This is a genomic window from Spiroplasma endosymbiont of Phycita roborella, assembly GCF_964031195.1.
Classification (GTDB): domain Bacteria; phylum Bacillota_I; class Bacilli_A; order Mycoplasmatales; family VBWQ01; genus Spiroplasma_E; species Spiroplasma_E ixodetis_A.
In genome coordinates, this window is the sequence record NZ_CAXIQJ010000004.1 from 257,353 (window position 1) to 280,734 (window position 23,382).

At 24.6% G+C, this 23,382-nt stretch carries 23 protein-coding genes and 3 pseudogenes; 17 read left to right on the forward strand and 9 right to left on the reverse strand.

What is annotated here, in order from left to right:
- Positions 1–164: 164 nt before the first annotated feature.
- The gene (locus AAHM95_RS03450) at positions 165–1,406 is read left to right on the forward strand and encodes a hypothetical protein (protein ID WP_342274113.1); all 1,242 of its coding nucleotides are present in this window, start codon (positions 165–167) and stop codon (positions 1,404–1,406) included.
- 82 nt (positions 1,407–1,488) lie between these two features.
- Here AAHM95_RS03450 and AAHM95_RS03455 read toward each other — a convergent pair.
- The 4 genes and pseudogenes from AAHM95_RS03455 to pepF all read right to left on the reverse strand — a co-directional run.
- Positions 1,489–1,677: pseudogene (locus AAHM95_RS03455) on the reverse strand (IS256 family transposase); the annotation flags it as partial.
- Positions 1,678–1,803: 126 nt separating this feature from the next.
- Positions 1,804–3,198 (reverse strand): hypothetical protein, encoded by a 1,395-nt coding sequence (locus AAHM95_RS03460; RefSeq protein ID WP_338978559.1) that lies wholly within the window; start codon positions 3,196–3,198, stop codon positions 1,804–1,806.
- Positions 3,199–3,658: 460 nt separating this feature from the next.
- Entirely contained in the window at positions 3,659–4,648 is a 990-nt protein-coding gene (locus tag AAHM95_RS03465; protein WP_338975773.1) for a GMP reductase, read from the reverse strand.
- A gap of 129 nt (positions 4,649–4,777) precedes the next feature.
- The gene (gene pepF / locus AAHM95_RS03470; protein WP_342274115.1) at positions 4,778–6,616 is read right to left on the reverse strand and encodes an oligoendopeptidase F; all 1,839 of its coding nucleotides are present in this window, start codon (positions 6,614–6,616) and stop codon (positions 4,778–4,780) included.
- A 145-nt stretch (positions 6,617–6,761) separates the two neighbouring features.
- Between pepF and AAHM95_RS03475 the strand changes: the two genes are divergently transcribed.
- Complete coding sequence (locus AAHM95_RS03475) at positions 6,762–8,156, forward strand: M17 family metallopeptidase (RefSeq protein WP_342274116.1); 1,395 nt, start codon at positions 6,762–6,764, stop codon at positions 8,154–8,156.
- A gap of 70 nt (positions 8,157–8,226) precedes the next feature.
- Here the strand turns inward: AAHM95_RS03475 and AAHM95_RS03480 are convergent, their stop codons facing one another.
- The gene (locus AAHM95_RS03480) at positions 8,227–9,819 is read right to left on the reverse strand and encodes a hypothetical protein (RefSeq protein ID WP_342274117.1); all 1,593 of its coding nucleotides are present in this window, start codon (positions 9,817–9,819) and stop codon (positions 8,227–8,229) included.
- A gap of 422 nt (positions 9,820–10,241) precedes the next feature.
- Positions 10,242–11,358: pseudogene (locus AAHM95_RS03485) on the reverse strand (IS3 family transposase).
- Between the two features lie 81 nt (positions 11,359–11,439).
- On the opposite strand from AAHM95_RS03485, the gene AAHM95_RS03490 reads away from it, so the two are divergent.
- Positions 11,440–11,895 (forward strand): hypothetical protein, encoded by a 456-nt coding sequence (locus AAHM95_RS03490; protein WP_342274118.1) that lies wholly within the window; start codon positions 11,440–11,442, stop codon positions 11,893–11,895.
- Between the two features lie 39 nt (positions 11,896–11,934).
- Positions 11,935–13,052 (forward strand): IS3 family transposase gene (locus AAHM95_RS03495; RefSeq protein WP_342274119.1). Its coding sequence is split into 2 segments (ribosomal slippage): positions 11,935–12,178 and positions 12,178–13,052, totalling 1,119 coding nucleotides; the frame shifts between segments, so codons are not numbered across the junction.
- Between the two features lie 474 nt (positions 13,053–13,526).
- Here the strand turns inward: AAHM95_RS03495 and AAHM95_RS03500 are convergent.
- Both AAHM95_RS03500 and AAHM95_RS03505 read right to left on the reverse strand, forming a co-directional pair.
- A complete protein-coding gene (locus AAHM95_RS03500; RefSeq protein WP_342274120.1) occupies positions 13,527–13,676 on the reverse strand; it encodes a hypothetical protein in 150 nt (49 codons plus the stop codon).
- Between the two features lie 209 nt (positions 13,677–13,885).
- Positions 13,886–14,059 (reverse strand): hypothetical protein, encoded by a 174-nt coding sequence (locus tag AAHM95_RS03505; protein ID WP_342274121.1) that lies wholly within the window; start codon positions 14,057–14,059, stop codon positions 13,886–13,888.
- A 343-nt stretch (positions 14,060–14,402) separates the two neighbouring features.
- Between AAHM95_RS03505 and AAHM95_RS03510 the strand changes: the two genes are divergently transcribed.
- Positions 14,403–15,524 carry an Mbov_0401 family ICE element transposase-like protein gene (locus tag AAHM95_RS03510; protein WP_342273833.1) on the forward strand — a complete coding sequence of 374 codons (1,122 nt, stop codon included), beginning with the start codon at positions 14,403–14,405 and terminating at the stop codon, positions 15,522–15,524.
- Positions 15,525–16,270: 746 nt separating this feature from the next.
- Here AAHM95_RS03510 and trmB read toward each other — a convergent pair.
- Positions 16,271–16,927, reverse strand: coding sequence for a tRNA (guanosine(46)-N7)-methyltransferase TrmB (gene trmB, locus AAHM95_RS03515; protein ID WP_342274122.1), 657 nt, complete (start codon positions 16,925–16,927; stop codon positions 16,271–16,273).
- 478 nt (positions 16,928–17,405) lie between these two features.
- Here trmB and rpsJ point away from each other — a divergent pair.
- From rpsJ to rplN, 12 genes and pseudogenes are all read left to right on the forward strand, one after another.
- Positions 17,406–17,708, forward strand: a pseudogene (rpsJ, locus tag AAHM95_RS03520) (30S ribosomal protein S10); the annotation flags it as partial.
- Between the two features lie 115 nt (positions 17,709–17,823).
- A complete protein-coding gene (rplC, locus tag AAHM95_RS03525) occupies positions 17,824–18,516 on the forward strand; it encodes a 50S ribosomal protein L3 (RefSeq protein ID WP_174480934.1) in 693 nt (230 codons plus the stop codon).
- A 23-nt stretch (positions 18,517–18,539) separates the two neighbouring features.
- Positions 18,540–19,169, forward strand: coding sequence for a 50S ribosomal protein L4 (gene rplD / locus AAHM95_RS03530; RefSeq protein ID WP_281748516.1), 630 nt, complete (start codon positions 18,540–18,542; stop codon positions 19,167–19,169).
- A 1-nt stretch (position 19,170) separates the two neighbouring features.
- Positions 19,171–19,464, forward strand: coding sequence for a 50S ribosomal protein L23 (gene rplW, locus AAHM95_RS03535; RefSeq protein ID WP_252319250.1), 294 nt, complete (start codon positions 19,171–19,173; stop codon positions 19,462–19,464).
- Positions 19,465–19,488: 24 nt separating this feature from the next.
- Complete coding sequence (rplB, locus tag AAHM95_RS03540) at positions 19,489–20,352, forward strand: 50S ribosomal protein L2 (protein WP_252319248.1); 864 nt, start codon at positions 19,489–19,491, stop codon at positions 20,350–20,352.
- 14 nt (positions 20,353–20,366) lie between these two features.
- A complete protein-coding gene (gene rpsS / locus AAHM95_RS03545; RefSeq protein ID WP_174480930.1) occupies positions 20,367–20,639 on the forward strand; it encodes a 30S ribosomal protein S19 in 273 nt (90 codons plus the stop codon).
- Positions 20,640–20,651: 12 nt separating this feature from the next.
- On the forward strand, positions 20,652–20,984 hold the full coding sequence (gene rplV, locus AAHM95_RS03550; RefSeq protein ID WP_174480929.1) for a 50S ribosomal protein L22: 333 nt from the start codon (positions 20,652–20,654) through the stop codon (positions 20,982–20,984).
- A 16-nt stretch (positions 20,985–21,000) separates the two neighbouring features.
- Positions 21,001–21,744, forward strand: coding sequence for a 30S ribosomal protein S3 (rpsC, locus tag AAHM95_RS03555; RefSeq protein ID WP_281748519.1), 744 nt, complete (start codon positions 21,001–21,003; stop codon positions 21,742–21,744).
- A gap of 1 nt (position 21,745) precedes the next feature.
- A complete protein-coding gene (gene rplP, locus AAHM95_RS03560) occupies positions 21,746–22,231 on the forward strand; it encodes a 50S ribosomal protein L16 (protein WP_281748520.1) in 486 nt (161 codons plus the stop codon).
- The gene (gene rpmC, locus AAHM95_RS03565; protein ID WP_342274123.1) at positions 22,212–22,706 is read left to right on the forward strand and encodes a 50S ribosomal protein L29; all 495 of its coding nucleotides are present in this window, start codon (positions 22,212–22,214) and stop codon (positions 22,704–22,706) included. The genes rplP and rpmC overlap by 20 nt, the downstream gene beginning before the upstream one ends.
- Positions 22,706–22,984 (forward strand): 30S ribosomal protein S17, encoded by a 279-nt coding sequence (rpsQ, locus tag AAHM95_RS03570; RefSeq protein ID WP_252319243.1) that lies wholly within the window; start codon positions 22,706–22,708, stop codon positions 22,982–22,984. The genes rpmC and rpsQ overlap by 1 nt, the downstream gene beginning before the upstream one ends.
- A gap of 21 nt (positions 22,985–23,005) precedes the next feature.
- Complete coding sequence (gene rplN, locus AAHM95_RS03575; RefSeq protein WP_174480924.1) at positions 23,006–23,374, forward strand: 50S ribosomal protein L14; 369 nt, start codon at positions 23,006–23,008, stop codon at positions 23,372–23,374.
- The last annotated feature ends 8 nt before the right edge of the window (positions 23,375–23,382 follow it).

The window sequence follows — 23,382 nt, forward strand, 5'->3', positions numbered from 1 at the left end:
GTTATTGAATTGTATATAGAAAATAGTATTAATGTATATATCATGTAAATTTATTATATTTATATACAATGTAAAAGAAAAACTAAATATAGTTTTCAATCTATTATTTTTTTAAGAAAGTAATGATTTTTTTTATATTAAATAAAAAAGAAAGGAAGAAGTTAGTGATAGAAGCAATTAGAAAGGAATTAAAAATTTTTAAAGAAGAAATCAAAAAAATAGATACTGTAATAAAAACAAAACAAAACAAAATAATAGTTTTAAGGATTGAAAAACAAAAATTAGAAAAAGAAAGAAAAAAACATTTTGAACAAATTAAAAAAATAGACAAGATTATAAATATTAATGAACTTTATGAAATCCAAAAACAAATAGAAAAAAATAGAGAAGAAATATTAAAATTAAAAAATCAATTACCAAATAAACAATTACAAACAACATATATGATAAAAAAATGAAAAGAAAACATAGTAGCATTAGATGAAGAAATATCCAAAGAAATGATACGAGAAGAGAAATTAGATAGTGAAATAAGAGTATTGGAAGTTGAAGGAACAAATATAGAACAGCAAATTGAAAATTTTAATGCTCATGATTTAAATAAAAAATTAATTTTATCAAAGTTAAAATTAAAAACAGCAAGATTAGCTGTTAAGTTAGAAAGAAGAACATACAAAACAAAAAGAATATTTTGTAAAATTGCTAGAAATGAACTTGAAATAGCAAATAAATTTTTTTCAATAAAACAAGAAAATTGATGATTATGTCCAAATCTAAAATTAGAAAAAGAGGTTTTAGATGCAAGATTAAAAATAAGATTAAAATTGAAGATGGAAAATATTTGCGATTTAAATCGTAGTATGAGTAGAAGAAATTTAGATATTGCAAAAATAGATAAAAAAATTGCAAAATTAAATGTTAGTATAAATAAAAAAAATATCGAAATTAATGGTTGTCTTGCAACAGTAAGACAAATTTATAATTCACAAAGTATAAAAACACAAATAAAAATATTATTAAAATCTCCTTTTATTTGATTGAATAAACAATTTCAAAAATATAAATATGAAGTAACGTTAAATCAATATCAAGCTCAATTAGAAAAATTAGAAAAAGAAATCCAAAAATTAGAAACAGATAAAGGAGGGCGAAATTTTTCTAATAAATTTTGAGTTATTATTAGTTGTGGTCGTTTTAATAATAGTAGAAGTAATGAAATTAAACAACAAAAAATTGCAAAATTATATGAAATTAAACAAAAGATTTCTGGATTAAGAAGTCAAGCAACTATGCAATCTCAACCTTCAACATCTAGACATGCTGTATCTTGAAATGAAATGGATCCCAATCGTTGTTTCAATGAAATTGGATATAACGATAATAGGGGGTTTACTTCTTCGTTTTAATATATTAAATAATTGTAATAATAAAAAAGTGAATTATTAAGAGGCTTTTTAATAATCTGTGTATCTTTGTTTTACAAAGTTACTAATTTAGATTAATTCTGTCTTCAAATTTTATCATAAAATGAGCAATTGCTGTATTTCAATTTTGAATAAGCAATGTTCATTTTTTTGTTATATTTTCAATTGCCAAGTAAAATATTTTGAAAACTGCCATATCATTAGGAAAAACTTTTTTATTTCTGATGATTTTTCGTAATTGACTATTAACAGATTACTAAACATTTCCATTATTAATTCACTTTTTTATTATTATATAATGTATTTTTCAGTTAATATATTAAACTAAAATGTGTTATTTTTTTATATTTCATCAAAAGATGAATTAATGACTTTACTTTTACATAACTTGGATAGATGGTTGATTTGAATCTGGATGATCTATCGATTCGCTTTCATTTATTAAGTTTGCATTAAATGGTTGAAAATTAAATTGTTTTATTAATTTTTTAAAACTATAATTTTGTGCTTGTTGATTAGCAAATCTTTCTATTCCTTTTATACTATTGGTTGCTATTTCTTTTGCAATTGAAATTTTTGTTCAAAATCAATCAAAATAAGAAAAAGAAAAAGAAGTAAGAGTATTTTCAAGAATTACTGTCAATAGTGTTAGTGGAAGTGCTTTTTTAATATTTTCTAAATTTATTTCTTTTTCTTCGCCATAAAGACCAGTTAATATATTTTTAAAAATTGATACAAAAAGAAGCATACTAACAGTACTACCATATTTAATAATTTTTGAAAAGTTTTGATTTTTTAAATTTTGTCATAATTTTTCAATGCAAGGTTGAGCAATTTTATCAAAAATTAATTCTTCAATTAAAATACTAATAAAAAAAATACTTATTCTTTCTATAAAAGAGATGAAGTTGAAATTTTCTTCGCTAACATATAAATATAAAAATTGATCTCAAATACTAATACCACCAATTACTAAAGAAAAAGATAAGTATTTTCATTTATTTTTTAAAGAAATAAGTTTGTAATTTAAATACGATAAATTCATTACTGTAATACCACTAATACCACTCATTAATACATCTCAAAAATTATGATAAAGATTTTCAGGTAACTTTTCTTTATGAAAATAATTTTTAGCTTCAAATAATAATACTGATCCGAAAGCAAAATTTAAAAAAAATGTATTAGGTAAAAACATATATTTTGAACTGAAAAATTTTTTTAAAAAATTAGTTTTTTCTTTATTTATTGGTAAAAAAGTAGTTAAATCCAAGTCATTTAAATTATTATTGTATTCTCTTTCTTCTTCATTATTGTATATTTTATATTTTGTTTCAATTTTTTTATTTTCATTTAAATTTGATAATTCTAAAATAACTCTGCCATCATTTAATATAATTTCTTTCATTAAATATAATTGATTATCAATATTTGCTATTTTTTCATTTAAAATATCACCTGTTATAAATTTCGTATTATATTCTCAATTACCATTAATATCTAATCTTTTCTGTGTTTTTCCACCATAACGATCATCAGTATCCCTTCAATCATTGCTAAAATTAACAATAGTATTTACTGAATCACCATCAAATAATAAACTGTTTAAATTATTATTTTCTCTTCCATTTGTTATTTGATCATCATCTAAAGTTATAATACTTTCAGTACTAGATGAATCATTATGATTTATTGACATATTTGAATTATTAATTCCATTATAATTAATATGTGCACTTGTTTCTAATAAAGGTAATTTTTCTGTATTAATCATCTTTTCATCCCCTTCAAAATAAAAAACCATTTACTTTGAAATGAAAGTAAATGGATTAAAAAACTTATATTAATTTTTATATTTATTATAAAGAAATAAAACGTATTTCACAATATATTTTTATCTGGTATTTTAAATAAAGTTTATTTAATTCATTATATTTTATTAAAATAAAATTGAATATAAACTAAAAAGCAAAAAAATATGGAAGAAACTAATAAAGCCTTTGCTCACTATAAATGATAATAAAGGGGATAGAAAATGGCAGAAAAATCAGAAAAAAAGTTTTAGACAAAGTAGTTTAAATATTAAAAATAATTTAATTATTAGATTCTTTAATATCATTAAACAATTATCACTGTGAATTCAATTATCATCATAGGCAGTTTGATTTGCTTCTATTTTAATAAAAAACAATTCTCGGTACCCAGAATTGTTTTTAAAGAAAAATTAAAAGTTATTAACGATCATCACCATTATTAATAGTACCTTTAACAATAACATAATCACATTTTGTTAATGCAGATAAATCTTTACCGCCACCATAAGAAATAGCAGATTGTAAATCTTCTTCCATTTCTTTATAAGTATCAGCAATTGAACCTTTATATGGAACAAGTATTTTTTTACCTTCAATATTTTTCGCTTCCGCTTTGTTAAAAATACTTGCTGATCCAAAATATTCTTTGTAAGATTGACCATTTATTGTAACAATTTTGCCAGGTGATTCATCATAACCCGCTAAAATACTTCCTGCCATAATCATAGTGGCACCAAAAGCTATTGCTTTAGCAATATCACCATTACATCTAATACCACCATCTGCAATTAATGGTTTAGTGGTGCTATTGGCAACATCTTGTAAAGCATTTAATTGTCAACCACCTGTACCAAATCCAGTTTTTAGTTTAGTAATACAAGCTTTTCCTGGACCAACACCAAATTTAATTGCATCAGCGCCTCATTTTTCTAAATCTTTAACAGCGGTTTTTGTCATAACGTTACCAGCAATAATAAAAGGTTTAGTATTTGTTTTAGTAAAAGTAGTTTTTATAAATTTAATCATTTCTTCCATAGCATTACTATGACCATGAGCAATATCAATAGTAATAAATTCAGGAATTAGATTCAGTTTGATTAATTGTTCAAGTAACTCTTTATCCTCTTTTTTAACACCAATGCTAATTGAAGCATATAATTTTTGTTCATGCATATTTTTAATAAATTTAATTTGATCGATATTAAAACGGTGCATTACATAAAAGTAATTATTTTTAGCCAATCAAATACATAATTCTTGGTTAATGACAGCACTCATATTTGCCGGAATAATTGGAATTTTAAAAGTAAAACCATTTAGTTTAACACTGGTATCACATTCTTTTCGCGATTTAACTATTCCTTTATTTGCAATTAGATTTATATCTTCAAAATCAAATTTCACATTCATTTTTTATTTATTCTCCTTAGTCTTTACTAATTGTAATAGTCAAAATATGTACATATTATTTTATAACGTTTTAAATAAAATGCTAAAGGACTAAAACACCATTAGTATTATATATTATTTTTTTGCAATTTAATTATCTTTATTATTAATTAAGTCTGATAATTGGTTAATCATTTTCTTTAAATTAGTAATTAATGGGTTATAAACATCAATTTGTGTTAAATCAACACCCGCATCTTTTAAAATATCTAATGGATATTTGCTGCCACCAGCTTTTAAAAAGTTAAGTAAATTTTCTTTTTTACCATTTTTAACATCTTCATAAAGTTTATAAGAAACGGTAATTGAAGTAGCATATTTATAAACATAATAAGGTGAGTGGAAAAAATGAAGAATTCGTGGTCATGAGTATCCTTTTGCTTTTTCTTCGTATTTATCTAATGCTTTTTGTCCATATTTATTAGCTGTATTTTCAAATAAATCAGCCAAAATATCGGCGTTTAATGGCACTTCTTTTTCTACTAATTTATGTGCTTCTCATTCAAATTCAGCAAATTGAATTTGACGAAAAAAAGTACCAATTACAGTTTCAATATGAGTTTGTAGTAAGTAAATGCGTTCTTGATTATTTGACGCTTTATTATATAAATAATCAAATGCTAGATGTTCATTAACTGTTGAAGCAACTTCAGCTAAAATAATTGGATAGTCAGCATTTGGATATTTTTGATATTTTTCTGAAAATAGGGTGTGAACAGAATGACCTAATTCATGAGCTAGTGTATTAAGTGAATTAATAGTATCATCTCAATTCATTAAAATAATGGGTTCTACGCCATTACCACCTGTTGAATAAGCACCAGTTCGTTTATTTGTGTCTTCATAATAGTCAATTCTACCTGGTAATAATGCTAAGTTTAATTGTTCTAAATATTCATCACCTAAGATACTTAAAATTTCTTTGATTGAATTAATACCTTCTTCAACACTGAATTTTTTGGTTGGTATTGTTGTCATTTTTAAACTAGTATCGGTACTATAAAATTTTTTAAATTTAAAAAATTTACGTTTTAAATTATAAAATTCTTCTACTAAAATAGCGTGTTTCTGTCCCATTTTTATTAAATTTTCATATAGTATTAATGGTACATCATCACTTAATAAACTATATTCTAAAGTAGTTAAATGTTTTTTATTATCTTTTTCTTTATCGTTGTTACGAATTTTTATTTCTTCAACAGCTACTTCTAAAATACTTTCATAAACTTGTGCTAATGAATGTTTTTTATTTTTAATATCTTCATAAAATTTTTTTGAAATATCAATTCTTAATTGTTGATCTTTTACTGGATTACTATTTTCTAAAATGTCTAAATATAAAGTTTGTGTTAATTCTTGTTCTTTATTTTGATAATTAAACATTGTTTTTTGTTTATCAGCATAAACCAAACTATCATATAAACCACCAGCAGCACTTCTTGATTTACTAACTTTACTAAGTAAAGTTTCATCGTGTTCACTTAAAATAAATTTTTCAAATTTAAAGAAAACTTCCATATCATGTTTATATATCATTAATGAGGGATCATTATTAATCCAGTTTTTAATAGTTTGTAAACCAATAGTTTTAATTTCTGGTTCAATCCATGCTAATTTTTCCGATAACTTACTTTGTTGAGTCGCAAATAAACTAGATAATTGTTGCAATTCTAAGTTAGTTTGATCTAAATCTCCATAATGTAAATATTGTACAACTTTAGATCCTAACATTGATATTTCTTTGCTAATTGCTAAATATTTTTTAAAGTTATCAATATTATTTAATTTTCCTTTAAAAGTTAAAAGTTGATTGGCAAATTTATCAAACTCAGGTAAAGCTTTTTTTCAAGATTCATTATTAATAAATAAATGCTTAAAATCTCAGCAGTACTTTTTTTTATCTTTTTCATTTAATTCAGAACGCTTCATAGTTTTTGCTCCATTCTATGGTAATATTACAATACAATAATAATACAATAATATTGTTTAACTTATCTATTTTTGTTGTAATTTTCGAAAATATTAATTCAGATATATTGTAATTATTTTAATATTACCATTTAGGAGTGAAAATATGGATAAAAATATTCTACTTAATGTTAGTAGTAAACTTGAATTAAAATTAAAATTAACAGCGGTATTTGCTGATAAAGTTCCTCATGAATTGATTGCTAAAGAAAAAAAAAAATTAACATTAATTTCTGAAGATAAAACTTATTACCTATATTTAGGTGATAGTAAAGGTTTAACTCGTAATGATGTTTATAATTTTTTTGTAAATTTTAGTAGTAATAATAGTCAAGATTTGGATATTGATGTCAAATCTTTTGTTACGAGTAATTTAAATGAAAGTATACTTTTACAAACTATATATGAAGCATTATGATTCGGTACTTTTAAAGAATATACTTTAAAAAGTAAAAAGAATGAAGAAAAAAAAGTTAAATATAATGTTGTTTCAACAGCAAAATTCCCTAGCTATACTTCACAACAACAGATCGAAATTCAAGGAGAAAGTATTAATTTAGCACGTAATTTGCAAGATATGCCACCTAATTTATTATATCCCGAAGTTTTTGCAAAAAAAATTCAAGATGCAGCAAAAGGTATTAAAAATTTATCAGTAAAGGTTTTAGGGCAAAAAGAAATAACAGAGCTAAATATGAATTTATTATTAGCAGTTAATGCTGGAAGTAATTTTGATGCTCGTGTTGTTGTTTTGGAATATAAAGGTGATCCACAGCATGCCGATGATATTTTGGGAATAGTTGGTAAAGGAATTACTTTTGATAGTGGTGGTTATTCACTAAAACCTTCTTCAGCAATGAAAGGTATGAAATTTGATATGTCGGGTGCAGCTAGTGTATGTAATGCTGCCATTGCTGCTGCTAAATTACAATTAAAAATAAACTTTGTCGCTGTTGCTTGTTTAACAGAAAATAAGATTGGTGGTCATGCTACTTTAGTAGAAACAGTTTTTACTTCAATGAATGGTAAAACTGTAGAAATTAATAATACCGATGCAGAAGGAAGATTGGTATTAGCAGATGGTATGACATATGCTTTACGTAAAGGAAAAGCAAATCGTATTATTGAATTATCAACTTTAACTGGCGCAATGCTAGTGGCATTAGGTAGCTATATGACTGGTGCTTTTGCTACTGATGATAAATTATTTAATGATTTTGATTTATCATCACAACAAACTAATGAGGAAATTTGAAGAATGCCAATTCATCAACAAAATATTTTAAATATGCGTTCATCTAAAATAGCTGATTTAAGTAATCTTTCTAAAGATCCATATGGTGGTTCATCAAATGCTGCTGCATTTTTAAAAGAATTTAGTGAAGATAAACCATTTTTACATTTAGATATTGCAGGAACTGCTTATAAAAATGATCGTGGTATGGGTATATTAATTAAAACATTAGTTCAATATATGAAAAATTATAGTACAAGTAAATAAAGTTATAAAAAGGAATAATCATAACAATCATTCCTTTTTTATTTTATAAAAAAGTTATTTGACAATATTTTTAGTTAATTGGTATTGAAATAATATTTGATTCTATTTTTTGTAGTGTTTTTAATAATGGTGGTAGTTGAGAATTATTAATTTTATTAATATTTAATCGATTACTTGTATCAATAGTATCATTTAATTTAATATTTATTTTTTCTAAGATTTTAATATTTTTATCAATTTTTTCATAATAATTTTTGACTAATTTTTCTAAATTTTCTTCAGTAATATTTGAACTTAATTGGAAAATTGAATTATTTGAGTAAACAGACTGATAACATTTTTTAGGAAAATTACATATATAACTTAATACTTGATAAGTATATGTATTTTTAAATCTTTCTCAATAAAAATCAGTAATATTAAGTTTAAATGAAAAACCAATTTGGGCTATTATTGCAACTATTATATTTTCTTTAGTTATTAGTAGCTTTAAATCTTTTATAAAATCTATTTTTTTGTTAGCACTTATTTGAGCAGTAATAATATCAAAATAACTATCAAGTGTCATCGAAGATACTATTGATATTAATCAAGTAAATAAATATTTAATATTTTTACAAATATTGTTATTGTAGTCATTATTAGGATTTAAAGTTTGTATTTCTAAAATTTTTTGTATTTCATTTAAATTAAATTCTAGTTTAATAAAATTTAAATCATATCATCTTTTTAAAGCAGTTATTTTTTCATATTCTAATTCAATATCTGCTTCACTAACAGTAGGTTTATTAATAATTTTTTTAATGCATTGTCATAATAATGAGTGTTTAATATTTTTTAATCCATTTTCAAATAGATTAAATTTTAATTTAAAAATTATTAATGCTAAAAAGGATACAATAATAGTTTCAAGAGCAGTAAAAGTTTTAACAAAGGATGTTGGATTTAAAGGTAAATCATTGGCTATATCGTTTTTTATAATACTTATAGAACTAGCAAAAGATACTCCGCTAGTGAAAACTGCGAAAGTAGCAATAATTTTTATTAATTCATTAGTAATTATTGAATATGCTTTAAGATTGTTATTAATGTTTTCTTCAATGGTTAATATAATATTATTTTCAGTATTATTATTTAAAAGAGTTTTAAACTTTGTAACTAATTGTTGACATAAGTTTGAAAACTCTTTCATTTGTGTTTCTAATGTATTTTTATTTGTTTCAAGAATATTAATTTTAGTTTTTATTTCCTCAAAATTAAGGTTAGTTATTTCAGTAGTATTAGTAAATACTTTATCTTTTATTTTATTTCATACTTTATAAAATAAAGTTTTTTCTAATTGACTATTACCGAAATTTGTTAAACATTTCTTTAGAAATGAAACAAAGAGTGAAATAGTAGTATTGCCAAGTACTTCTCATTTAATTAAAGTAGTAAATGCCTTTTTAAAATCTATATCCTCATTACTATTTACTTGAGTACTAATAATGTTTAAACTAGCAATTGTAATAATAGCTGATGATATTCATAGCGATCCCGAAACTAAATGTTTAATTTCTTGGTAAAATCCATTAGTTCAATTTTTAATAGTTTGTTTTCATGTGCTAGTATTATTTGATAGTGGTAATAAAGGTGTGGTTTCAGTTATTAATGATAATGGCATTAGTATTCTCCTTAATTACTTAAAATATTTGTTTTTCTTTTTAATCTTTATAATAAATTCAAATAAAATCAATAATATTTTATTAGAAATATTACTTTTCTAATAAAATATTTTATACAATATTTACTTTTAATGTTATTTATAAGATTACTATTATCAATATTATAAGTTTTCGTATAAATTAAATAATTAATTATTACTTATTTATATAAGAATAAAAAGATAAAATTTGTTAAAAATAATGTTAATTTTAAATAATTTCATTAATTTTTTTGACTTTAACTATTTTATTGTATATCATTCATTTATCTTTAAATCATTATTTGTTCTGCTAATTAAGATGGTCACACAAAACATGTGTGTATAAATATTTAGGAGGAAAATAATATATGATCAAAATGGAATGGCAACCCTTTTTAGGACTATTTTTTGGTAGACATTTGTTTTTGATAACTAATTGGAGTTAGGTAGTTTAGAGTACTGTGAATTCTTATGTTGTTATATCAATTGATGTAATCAAATAATTCTAATTTTAATTGGATTAATGATGTAAAATTTTTATCATTAATAAATTCAATTTTGAAAGTTTTAAAAGTTGCTTCAGCAACAGCATTGTCATAAGGACATCCTTTTTTGCTTAAAGATCGAGTTATGTTGAAAGCTAATAAAAGTTTATCAATAGTTTTATTATTGAATTCATTACCGCGATCAGTATGAAATATTTCAATATCTTTTAAACAGTGATTTGATTGCATAAATGCTTGATATACTAATGATGCATCTTTTTTAACTCCAACACTATGTCCAATAATTTCGCGGTTAAATAGGTCGATTAATAGGCAAATATAGTTTCATTTACCATTAACTTGAACATAAGTTAAATCACTAACAATAACTTCATTTTTAATTCTATTATTAAAGTTTCTATTAACAAGATTGGTTATTTGACTATCATTGACTTTATTATGATAATTTTTGAATGATAATTTAGTGTATTTTGATATTAAATTATGCTTATTCATAATTTCTTTAATTTTTCTGCGTGATAAATAAATTTCTTGGTTTGCTAGTATGACTTTTAATCTTCTAGTACCATAAACTTCTTTATTTTCTTTAAAAGCACTAATAACAGCTTGTTCATAAATATTATTTTGAATTTTTTTTTTTTCTTTAAATTAAAATAATATGTTGATTTAGAGAGTTTTAAAAAATGACACATTGTGCGAATTTTATATTTAGATTTATTATTTGCAATAATCTCTACTTTCTGCCTATTATTAGTGCTGCTTGCTTTAAAATATCAATTTCCATTCGTAACTGTTTTAATTCTTTATTTGCTTGAATTAATTGTTTTTCTAAATCTGAAAGATTATCTTTAGTTTTAAAACTACCTGAATTAGTAAATTGCTTAATTCAATTGTAAGTAGCTGCTCTTGTAACATTGTATTCTTTAACAAGGCAAGATACTGATTTGCCACTTTGATATAAAGCTACTATTTGTTTTTTAAATTCATCTGAATATGAGTTAATAGTGACCATAATTATAATTCCTTTCTTTTAACTAATTTGTTCACTTGTCTATGTAATTAGTGTCCAATAAAGTGTAACCCATCCAAAAATATGAGGAAATTATTATCATTAATGTCTATTTTAGGATTTTCAACAGTAACAGTAACGAATGTAGTTGCTTGTACTTCTGCTGATACTTCTATAAAACATGAAACAAAAAAGAATGGACTTACTTGATATCCACCAGATAATATGGAAAATATTATTAAAGATATCAATAATACAATTATTCCAAAAAATGGATGAGTAGCAGATGGTAATTATGAAATACCAATTTCCATGAAGGATTTGATTCAAAAAGAATATGATAAATATTTTACTGGCAAAGAAGGTACTTTAAAACCAATAAAGACTGTTGCTAAAGATGAAAATATAGTAGATTCTTTTCAAGACATTTATACTAATAGTTCTAATACCGAACAAATTTATCAAACTCAATCACAATCTAAAACTATTACTAATACTAATACTGGATGGGTTACACTTTATTGGACACTAATTACATAGACAAGTGAACAAATTAGTTAAAAGAAAGGAATTATAATTATGGTCACTATTAACTCATATTCAGATGAATTTAAAAAACAAATAGTAGCTTTATATCAAAGTGGCAAATCAGTATCTTGCCTTGTTAAAGAATACAATGTTACAAGAGCAGCTACTTACAATTGAATTAAGCAATTTACTAATTCAGGTAGTTTTAAAACTAAAGATAATCTTTCAGATTTAGAAAAACAATTAATTCAAGCAAATAAAGAATTAAAACAGTTACGAATGGAAATTGATATTTTAAAGCAAGCAGCACTAATAATAGACAGAAAGTAGAGATTATTGCAAATAATAAATCTAAATATAAAATTCGCACAATGTGTCATTTTTTAAAACTCTCTAAATCAACATATTATTTTAATTTAAAGAAAAAAAATAAAATTCAAAATAATATTTATGAACAAGCTGTTATTAGTGCTTTTAAAGAAAATAAAGAAGTTTATGGTACTAGAAGATTAAAAGTCATACTAGCAAACCAAGAAATTTATTTATCACGCAGAAAAATTAAAGAAATTATGAATAAGCATAATTTAATATCAAAATACACTAAATTATCATTCAAAAATTATCATAATAAAGTCAATGATAGTCAAATAACCAATCTTGTTAATAGAAACTTTAATAATAGAATTAAAAATGAAGTTATTGTTAGTGATTTAACTTATGTTCAAGTTAATGGTAAATGAAACTATATTTGCCTATTAATCGACCTATTTAACCGCGAAATTATTGGACATAGTGTTGGAGTTAAAAAAGATGCATCATTAGTATATCAAGCATTTATGCAATCAAATCACTGTTTAAAAGATATTGAAATATTTCATACTGATCGCGGTAATGAATTCAATAATAAAACTATTGATAAACTTTTATTAGCTTTCAACATAACTCGATCTTTAAGCAAAAAAGGATGTCCTTATGACAATGCTGTTGCTGAAGCAACTTTTAAAACTTTCAAAATTGAATTTATTAATGATAAAAATTTTACATCATTAATCCAATTAAAATTAGAATTATTTGATTACATCAATTGATATAACAACATAAGAATTCACAGTACTCTAAACTACCTAACTCCAATTAGTTATCAAAAACAAATGTCTACCAAAAAATAGTCCTAAAAAGGGTTGCCATTCCACAAAATGAATTATTCAAACTAGATGATAACCAATTTAACTGATTATCTATTACAAACGAGTTAGAAAGCAATAATATACCGTCATTAATTCCTGCTGATTGAACATTAGGTAATGGTGAGTATGGAAAGTATTTTACAAGAGCAATTATTAGTAATAATAAAATTGAAAATACTTTAAATTTATATGGTTCAAATAAATCTCAATTATTTTCTAAACTAGAATTCTATAAAGAAATTTCACAAATTGATAATAATAGTGAATTTGAGTTAAAAATTGAAAATCCGATTAATAACTTAAATCGGATTGAAATTAGTGGTATATTTGGTGCTGGAAATTATGATTTAATTTTAATAAGTGATAAACAAGAAATAAATTTAACTAATATTAATTTATTTGACAAATATAATGAAAATATTTTTTATATAAATATTGAAATTTAATATAATATATTTAATTTTGTAATTTATTATCAAAGTCACCATTTTCTATTTCTTTAATGAATTTTTTTCAAAGTTGAATTTCAAAGTCATTAAAAACTATCATTTCCATATTTTTAAATTCTGTTATTTCATCAGTATTTTTTGATTTTTGATTTTTCAATTTTAGTTGATTTTCAGTTTTTATTTTTTCACATATTTTAATTTTATCTTTTAATTACTAATTCTTTACTAAGCATATTATTAATATCTCCTTAATTTATTTGTTAATTACTAAAATATCCATCGGGATAAATTCCATTTCATTTTATATCATTTTCAGATGTAGGTTTAAATCCAAAATAAAGTGATATTTTATGTTTATCACTTACTTTATATTCTCATATAGTTACCCTCCCAGTGCGCATTACCATCATAATCTAAATAATAAGTTAAATCATTTGTTTTATGATGTGTTATTGCTCCAACTATTAATCCAGTTGTTGCTAAAAATAATGCTAAAATTGATGTTATTTTATAAAAATTTGTTTTTATTCATGTTTTCATATTAAATTACTCCTTTTTTCCTTGATTTTACTTATAAATTGTACTATTTTTGATTATTTTTACAAGTATGCTTTTAAATGCAAAATAACACCTAAATTAAAGGCGTTTATTTTATGATACCTATACTATTAATTATATTGAAATTGTTTATTATATGGCAAATATGAAAGTACTTTTTTTCGCAATACCATTATTTTAATAATAATTACGTTCTTATGTGGATTATTGTGAATAAAATAAAGAAAAATAGATTATTATTTTAATTTACTATATTTTAACACTTTAAATTTATGTAAATTAAAATTAATAATTGATGCAGAAACAGATTAGGAGAGTAAAAAATATGAGTTTTAATTATAAATGAAATTTTAGAGAACAATATGCTAAAATTGATAAATTAGTTTTAGAACATATAACAAAGAAATGAGAAAAACGAGATTGAAGAATATTTAAAACAAGAGATAAAAAGAAATATAAAATTGTTGATTATCAATATAGAACAAGAAAAACAATGTATGGATTAGTAACTTATAAAAGAAGAATTTATGAATATTTTGATGAAAAATTACAAAAATTAGTTTGTGTTTGTTTAGTTGATGAATGACTAGAATTACCTAAATATAAAAGAATTGGTGAAGATATTGAACAAACTATTATTGAATATTTTGCTGACGGAAAAAGATACCATGATATTTGTGCTATTTGTAAAAAAGCAGGTATTAGTGTTAGTACTGTTCATAGAGTTTTTAAGAATTTAGAAGTAATTGAAGCAAATCCAATAAAAGTAAAATTAGAAAAAAATCAACCTATTTTTGTAGCAATTGATCATGGTCACCGAAAATTTTGAAATTTTAAACGTAAGGGTATAAAACATTCTATGCGTTTAATAGTAACATATACAGATAATATTAATCACAAAGTACAAAATAAAAGAGTAAAAGCAATTATAAGACCAACAAAAACAGCAATTGGTGTTAAAAAAACTGCTAAATTTGTTAAAGAACACTGTCAAAAATTTTATGAAAATATTGAGCAAGCAAAAATTATTATTTGTGGTGATAGTGCAGGATGAATTAAAGATGTGGCAGATTATTTAGGGGCACAGTTTGTTTTAGATAAATTCCATTTAATTAGAACATTATATCTTGGAATAATGGCTGGAAATAAAGGAAAATATTTAAAAGAATATAATCACTGTAAAAATTTAATTAATAATGGTAAATATGATGAATTAATTGACTATTTATATAATCAATTAGATAATCATAAAAAATTAAAGAAAAAATATTTTAAAAATAATAAACAAGGTATTGAAAATCAAGGTGCAAAATGAAATATTGGTTGTTTTACTGAAACTAATATTTGACATGTTTTAAAAGAAATGCTTGGTAATAGAACATATAATATTTTGATTTATATTAAAATGGTTATTTTTAAATGTAATAAAATAAATTTAGAAACATAATTTAATGAATATAGTAATTATTGATTATTTCACAATTTGCAATAAAGTCTCAAAAATTTTAATTTTTATTTTTAAATAAATTATTCATAAAATTAATAATATAGTTATAAATATTAAAATTGGTACTAAAATCTCGCAAAAAATAATTCCAATTTTAAATTGTAATAAAGAATAATGATAATAATTATGAACAGTATAATAGTTTCCAAAATTTTTAAGAGAAATATTATTATTACTTAGAATATAATATAAACTATATTTACTTCATAATATAAAACCATTATATTTAAATATTTTTTTTAAAATTTTATGTAAAGAAATATTTTTCGAGATTACTACTTCTTTTCCATGAAATAAACCTATTATTCACAATCCTATAATTAAAGTTAAAATAGTTAAAATAAATAGTAATACAGTTATTAACTGTAAATTTTTAACTGCTTTAATTTTCATTTTTAAATTCTCCTTAATTTTATTTCATAAGTTTAACATTTAACAAACTTAATTATAAGTATTTTTGTTGCAATTTATTTAAAAAAATTATATTATTTAAATACAATTTCATAAAAATCCAAATTATTTCTTGTCTAAAATATAATAAGACTATATAGATTTAATTTATTCCGGATTTTTGATAATCTCCTATTAAATGTAACATTTGATGAAAAATCTTTATAGTTTAATATGAATATAATCTTAGTTAATCATTAACTTTTTTTAATAAAATTGAAGTTTAAACTTCAATTTTATTTTTTTTGTATTAATAAATAATTAATGTTTTTATTTTGTTTAATGAATTTTTCTTCATATTCAGTTTTAATAAATGCTTCATCATTTTTTATTATATTATTATCTTGATGTAGATTAATTGTATATTCTAATAAATTTCATTTATTTTTTTGAAATTCTAAAAGTGAATAATTAAATAAATTGTTATTATCTGTTTTAAAGTGAAGTTGACCATTTTTTATTAAAATTTTTTTGTATATTTCTAAAAATTTTTGGTATGTTAATCTTCTTTTAAAATGTCTTTTTTTAGGTCATGGATCAGAAAAATTTAAATAAATTTTATTAATTTCATTATTGGCAAAAAAATCTTTTAAATTTATAGCATCTTCTATAATTATTTTTAAATTACATAATTTATTTTCAATTAATTTTTTTAATAATATAGTTACAATAGAAATATTTTTTTCAATAGCAATATAATTTTGATTTGAATTTTGTTTAGCAAGATTTATAATGAAATTTCCTTTGCCACTTCCAATTTCAATATTGATTGGATTTTTATTTTGAAATATTTTTTTATTTCATTTCCCTTTGTAATTATAGGGATCATTAATACATAAATTATTATGTATTAAAATAAATTCTTTTGCTCATGGCTTATTTCTTACTCTCATTGTAATTCCTTTTCTAATTTAATCAACATAGTTGTTATAAAAGTGTAACTTACTAATTTTAGAATTATATCAAAATTGAAGTTTAAATATCTTTTGCTAAAAGAATTTCATTATTATATTTATATCATGTAATATTTTTATTTAAATAAATTTTGTGAAATATTATAATTATATATTACCTTTTACTTTTTTAAAGTAAGAAAATAATAAAAAAATAATGGTATTTTATTATTTTTTTAATAAAAATCTTTATTTTTTACAACTAAATTAATAGTTAAAAGATTATGAGCAAAAAACCCATTATTTTTTTTGTATTTTTTGTATTTTGCTATTCCCTTTTACCATTACACTATGTTATACTTACAAGGCATGATTGTTATGTATAAATGCTGATACACTGATATCAGTTGTCATTATATCACATGTTTTGTTCTTTATTTTATTAAAAATCGTTCTAAGGAGGATATAACCAATGGCAATCATAGGAGACAAAGTAAAAATTCGTTTAGAAAGTTATGATCACTCAGCTATTGACCAAATAGCACAGAAAATTAAAGATGTGTTAAAAAAAGAAGGTGCTGAAGTGGTAGGTCCAATTCCATTACCAACTCATAAAGAAATTTTCACTATTCTTCGTTCACCGCATAAACATAAAGATTCACGTGAACAATTTGAAAAGAGAACTCACAAAAGAATTATTGGTGCTCAATTATCACCAAAATCTTTAAATGCTCTAAGTGGACTTACTATCCCTAATAGTGTTAGTATCTCTTTGATAATCGAATCTAAAGATGAAAAAAAATCAACTTTAAATCAAGTATCAAAAAAGATTAATAAAAAAAATTATTAAAATCGATAAATATTAATTATTTACAACATATTCCAAGGAGGAAATTATGAAAGGAATCTTAGGTAAGAAACTAGGAATGTCACAAGTTTTCTTAAACAACGGACAACTAGTTCCAGTAACAATTATCGAAGTACAACCAAATGTAGTAAGTCAAGTTAAAACAAATGTAAAAGACAAATATAGTAGTTTACAACTTGCAACGTTCGATCTTCGTGTTACTTTATCAAACAAACCAACAATCGGACACTTTAAAAAAGCCGACAGTCAACCTAAGCGCTTCGTGAAAGAAATTCGTAACATGAACGGATTTAATCATAAAGATCTTATTAATGTTGCTGACGTATTCACAGCAGGTGAATTCGTTGATGTTCAAGGAACTTCTAAAGGTAAAGGATTTACAGGACGCATTAAACGTCATAATCAATCACGTGGTCCAATGGGTCATGGATCAGGTTTACATCGTCAAATGGGTTCAACAGGTTCTATTAATGCTAACCGTGTGTTTAAATCACAACCAATGCCAGGGCAAATGGGAAATGTTAAACGTAGTGTTGCTAACTTAGAAGTTATTAAAGTAGATAAAGAAAATAATTATCTTTTAGTAAAAGGTTCAGTTCCAGGACCAAAACAAGGCTTTCTTGTTATTAAACAAGCAGTTAAAAAACCAATTCTCAAAACCCCAGTATCATTAGTTGTTAGAAATCAAAATACTACAACCGAAGTTACTGATGGTCAATAAAGTTAATTATGGAGGATAGCAAAATGAAAATTAATGTTGTTAACAACGCTGGAACAAAAGTTAGCGAATTAACTTTAAACGAAAAAATTTGAGGAATTGAACCCCACAAGCAAGCGCAGTTTGATAGTTTATTAAGTTATAATGCTACAAAACGTCAAGGAACACACGCTGTTAAAAGTCGTGCTGAAGTTGCTGGCGGTGGTAGAAAACCATGAAAACAAAAAGGAACAGGTAATGCGCGTCAAGGCTCAATTCGTTCACCACAATGAAAAGGTGGGGGGATTGTTTTTGGACCAAATACTGATCGTAATTATTTAATTGGATTACCAAAAAAAGTAAGAAGATTGGCAATAAAATCAGCATTGGCTGCCAAATTCCAAAATAAAAACATAGTTGTAATTGATGAATTAAACTTTGAAAAACCTTCAACTAAAATTATGTTAGAAACTTTAAAAGTTTTAGAATTAGCAAACAATAAAACACTAATTGTTTCAGGAATAAGCAATAAAGAAACAGTTATTAAATCAGGTCGCAATTTACCTAGAACAACAACAATCGCTGCTAATAGTATTAATATTTACGATTTATTAAATGCTAAAAAAGTATTGTTTACTACTGAGGCAATTAAAATCGTTGAGGAGGCTTTAATTTAATATGCATTTAAGTGAAGTTATAGTAAAACCAGTATTAACTGAGAAAACTTATAAACAAATGGCTGAAGGTATCTATACATTTACTGTTAACCGTAAAGCTAATAAAAGTCACGTTAAAAAAGCCTTTGAACAGATTTTTGAAGTTAAAGTAGCAGACGTTAATATTATTAATAGTAAACCAAAAACTAAAACTGTTGGTAGATTTGTTGGAAAAACATCGGCAGTAAAAAAAGCTCTTATTAAATTAGCTCCTGGTGAACAATTAAGTTTGTTTAGTTCTGAAGAACAAAGCTAATGAGATTGGAAGGAGAAAAAAACAATGGCAATTAGAAAAATTAATCCCACTACTGCAGGAAGACGTAATATGACCGTTCTGGATTACAAACAGAACTTAACTATTGGTAATAGCCCTGAAAAATCTTTATTAGTAAATTTAGTTAAACAAGCTGGTAGAAATAATCAAGGTAAAATTACAGTAAGGCATCAAGGTAATGGTCATAAGGTTAAATACCGTATTATTGATTTTAAACGTAACAAAGACAATGTAGTTGGAACAGTTAAAACAATTGAATATGATCCAAATCGTAATGCTAACATTTGTCTTATTTCTTATCTTGATGGTGAAAAGCGTTATATCTTAGCACCAAAAGGAATCAAAGTAGGAGATAAGTTATTAAGTGGTGAAAACAGTGATACTGTTAAAATTGATATTACTGTTGGTAACTGTTTACCATTATCACAGATTCCACAAGGAACAGTTGTTCATAATGTTGAATTAAAACCAGGTAAAGGTGGACAAATGGCACGAAGTGCTGGTGGTAGTGTTCAAATTCTTGGTCGTGATGAAACAGCTAAGTATACATTATTAAAATTAACATCAGGTGAAGTTAGAAAAGTATTAAGTAATTGTCGAGCTACAATTGGTACAGTTGGAAATGATGATCATAACTTAGTAAATATTGGTAAAGCAGGAAGAAATCGTTGAAAAGGAATTAGACCTACTGTTCGTGGTAGTGTTATGAACCCAAATGATCACCCACATGGTGGAGGAGAAGGTAAAGCCCCAATCGGAAGAAAAGCTCCAGTAACACCATGAGGTAAAAAAGCATTAGGTTTAAAAACTCGTGATAGTAAAAAAGCATCAAATAAATTAATTGTACGAAGAAGAAATGCAACAAAGTAGGAGGAAAGTAATATATGTCAAGATCTTTAAAAAAAGGACCCTTTGCTGATAGTCATTTATTAAACAAAGTGGAAACTCAAAATAAAAATAAATCAAAAAAAATTATTCAAACTTGATCTCGTCGTTCAACAATTTTCCCACAATTTGTTGGACATACATTCGGTGTACATAATGGCAAAACACATTTACCTGTATATGTAACAGAAGATATGGTTGGTCATAAATTAGGAGAATTCGCACCCACACGTAAGTTTGGTGGTCACGGTTCTGACAAGAAAAAGCGTTAGGAGATAGAAATTATGGAAGCAAAAGCTCATTTAGATAAATTACGCATTAGTCCAAGAAAAGTGCGTTTAGTAGCCGATTTAGTTCGTGATAATGCTGTTGCCAAAGCTCTAGTAATTCTAGCTCATGAAAAAAAACGCGCAGCACAGCCAATTATAAAATTAATTAATTCAGCAGTTGCTAATGCTGCTAATAACTATGGAATGGAAGCCAACAAATTACGTATTAAGGAAATATTTGTAAATGAAGGTCCAACTATGAAAAGATTTATGCCCCGTGCTCATGGTAGAGCATATCAAATCTTAAAAAGAACAAGCAAAATCACTATCGTGGTTAGCGATAATTAGGAGGTAAATAAGTAATATGGGTCACAAAGTTAGTCCAAATGGATTAAGATATGGTATCAATAAAGATTGACAATCACGTTGATATGCAACTAGTAATGAAGATTTAGCAAAATGAATTTTAGAAGACCACAAAATTAGAAAAGCACTATTTGCGCATTTAAAAACTTCTGGTGTTTCTAAAATTGAAATCGAAAGAACTAAATCACAAATTACCTTATTTATCCACTGTGTTCGTGTTGGTTCAGTTTTAGGGCAAGGCGGTTCAAACATTGAAGTATTAACAACATTAATTCGTAAAACAATTAAAAATCGTAAAATAGGTATTAGAATTAATGTTGTTGAAATTAAAAATCCTGATATTGATGCGCAAACAATTGCTAATACATTAGCACAACAAATAAGCAATCGTATGTCACATCGTACAACACAAAAATTAGCAATTCGTAAAGCACTTCGTGCTGGAGCAAAGGGAATTAAAACTCGTGTTTCAGGAAGACTTGGTGAAGCGGATATGGCACGTGTTGAAGGTTATTCAGAAAGTAGTGTTCCTCTAGCAACATTACGTAGTAATATTGATTATGCTACTGCTGAGGCAAAAACAACTTTTGGTCAAATTGGTATTAAAGTTTGAGTATATAAAGGTGAAATTTTATCAGGAACTGACTCAACTCAACCTGAAATTATTTCAAAATATAATCAAAGAAATAATAACAATCGCCGAAATAATTACCCACAACAACCACGTAAGGAGGTAAAGTAAGATGGCTATACCTAAGAGATATAAACACTCTTGCGTCCACCGTTTAAGTTATGAAGGAACTGCAAAAGGTTGTAAAACAGTTGCTTTTGGAACTTACGGACTTCGTGCTGAAGAAGGTTCTTACATTACTGAAAGACAAATTGAAGCAGCCAGAGTAGCAATGACACGTTACATGAAACGTGGTGGAAAAGTTTGAATTAGAATCTTTCCACATTTACCAATTACTAGAAAACCAGCGGAAGTACGTATGGGTTCAGGAAAAGGTTCAATTGATCATTGAGTCTCAGTAGTAAAAGCAAAAACAGTTATGTTTGAAGTATCATATCCTAATGAAGCAACAGCACGTGAAGCATTGCGTCTTGCAATGCACAAGTTGCCAATCAAATGTAAAATTGTTACTAGAGAAATAAAACCAACAGAAGAAGTAAAGGTTGCTAAAAATTTAACAACAGAATTGGGTGAAGCAAATGGAAATGCAAGTAATTAAAAATAAATCAACTTTAGAATTACAACAAGACGAAGAAACTCTTCGTGCACAATTGTTTGCTTTACGAATTCAAAGTTCGTTAGGTAAACTAGAAACTCCGCATATGATAAATAATCTTCGTAAGGATATTGCTCGTATTAAAACTGAATTAACTATCAGAATTAATAATGGTGAAAAAATCAAACCATTACATATTAATAAAATGGTATTACCAGAAGAAAATAAAGAAAGCAAAAAAACTAAAAAAGTTGCTAAAGTTGATGATAAAAAAGATATTAAAGTTAAAACAATAACTAAATCAGAAGTTATTAAAGAATCAGATAAAATTGTTAAAAAAGAAGTTACTGAAAAAACAACTAAAGCAAAATCATCAAACAAAGAAGTTAAAAAAGTTACTGCTACTAAAGTAGAAAAACCATCTAAAAAACCTACAGTTAAGAAAACTGTAACACCAGCTAAGGAGGACAAAGAATAATGACAAATATTATTCCAAACAAACAACGTAAAACTTTTGTTGGAATTGTAAGTTCTGACAAAAATGATAAAACAATTACTGTTGTTGTTGAAACTTCAAAACGACATCCAATGTACCATAAAAGTTTTAAGTCAACTAAAAAGTATCATGCCCATGATGAAACTAACCAAGCTAAAATTGGTGACAAGGTTGAAATCATTTCAACTCGTCCACTTTCAGCTCTAAAACGCTTCCGTTTGTTAAAGATTATTGAATCTAAAACAAATAAAAAAGCTTAATTAACCAGGAGGATAAGAAAGATGTTACAAAATCTATCGTGAGCCAATGTGGCTGATAACACTGGTATTAAAGAAGTTATGGTTATTAGAGTTTTGGGTGGTAGTACTAAAAAATTTGCTAAAATTGGTGATATTGTTGTTTGTTCAGCAAAATCAGTAACACCTAATAGTGCAATGAAAAAAGGACAAGTTGTTAAAGCAGTTGTCGTACGTAGTAAATTTGGTGTAAAACGTAATGATGGTTCTTGTGTAAAATTTGATGATAATGCAGTAGTAATTATTAAAGAAGATAAAACGCCACGTGGTACTAGAGTATTTGGTGTCTTGGCTCGTGAAGTTAAAGAGCGTGGTTATAATAAAATTGCTTCTTTAGCAGAAGAAATTGTTTAGGAGGATGA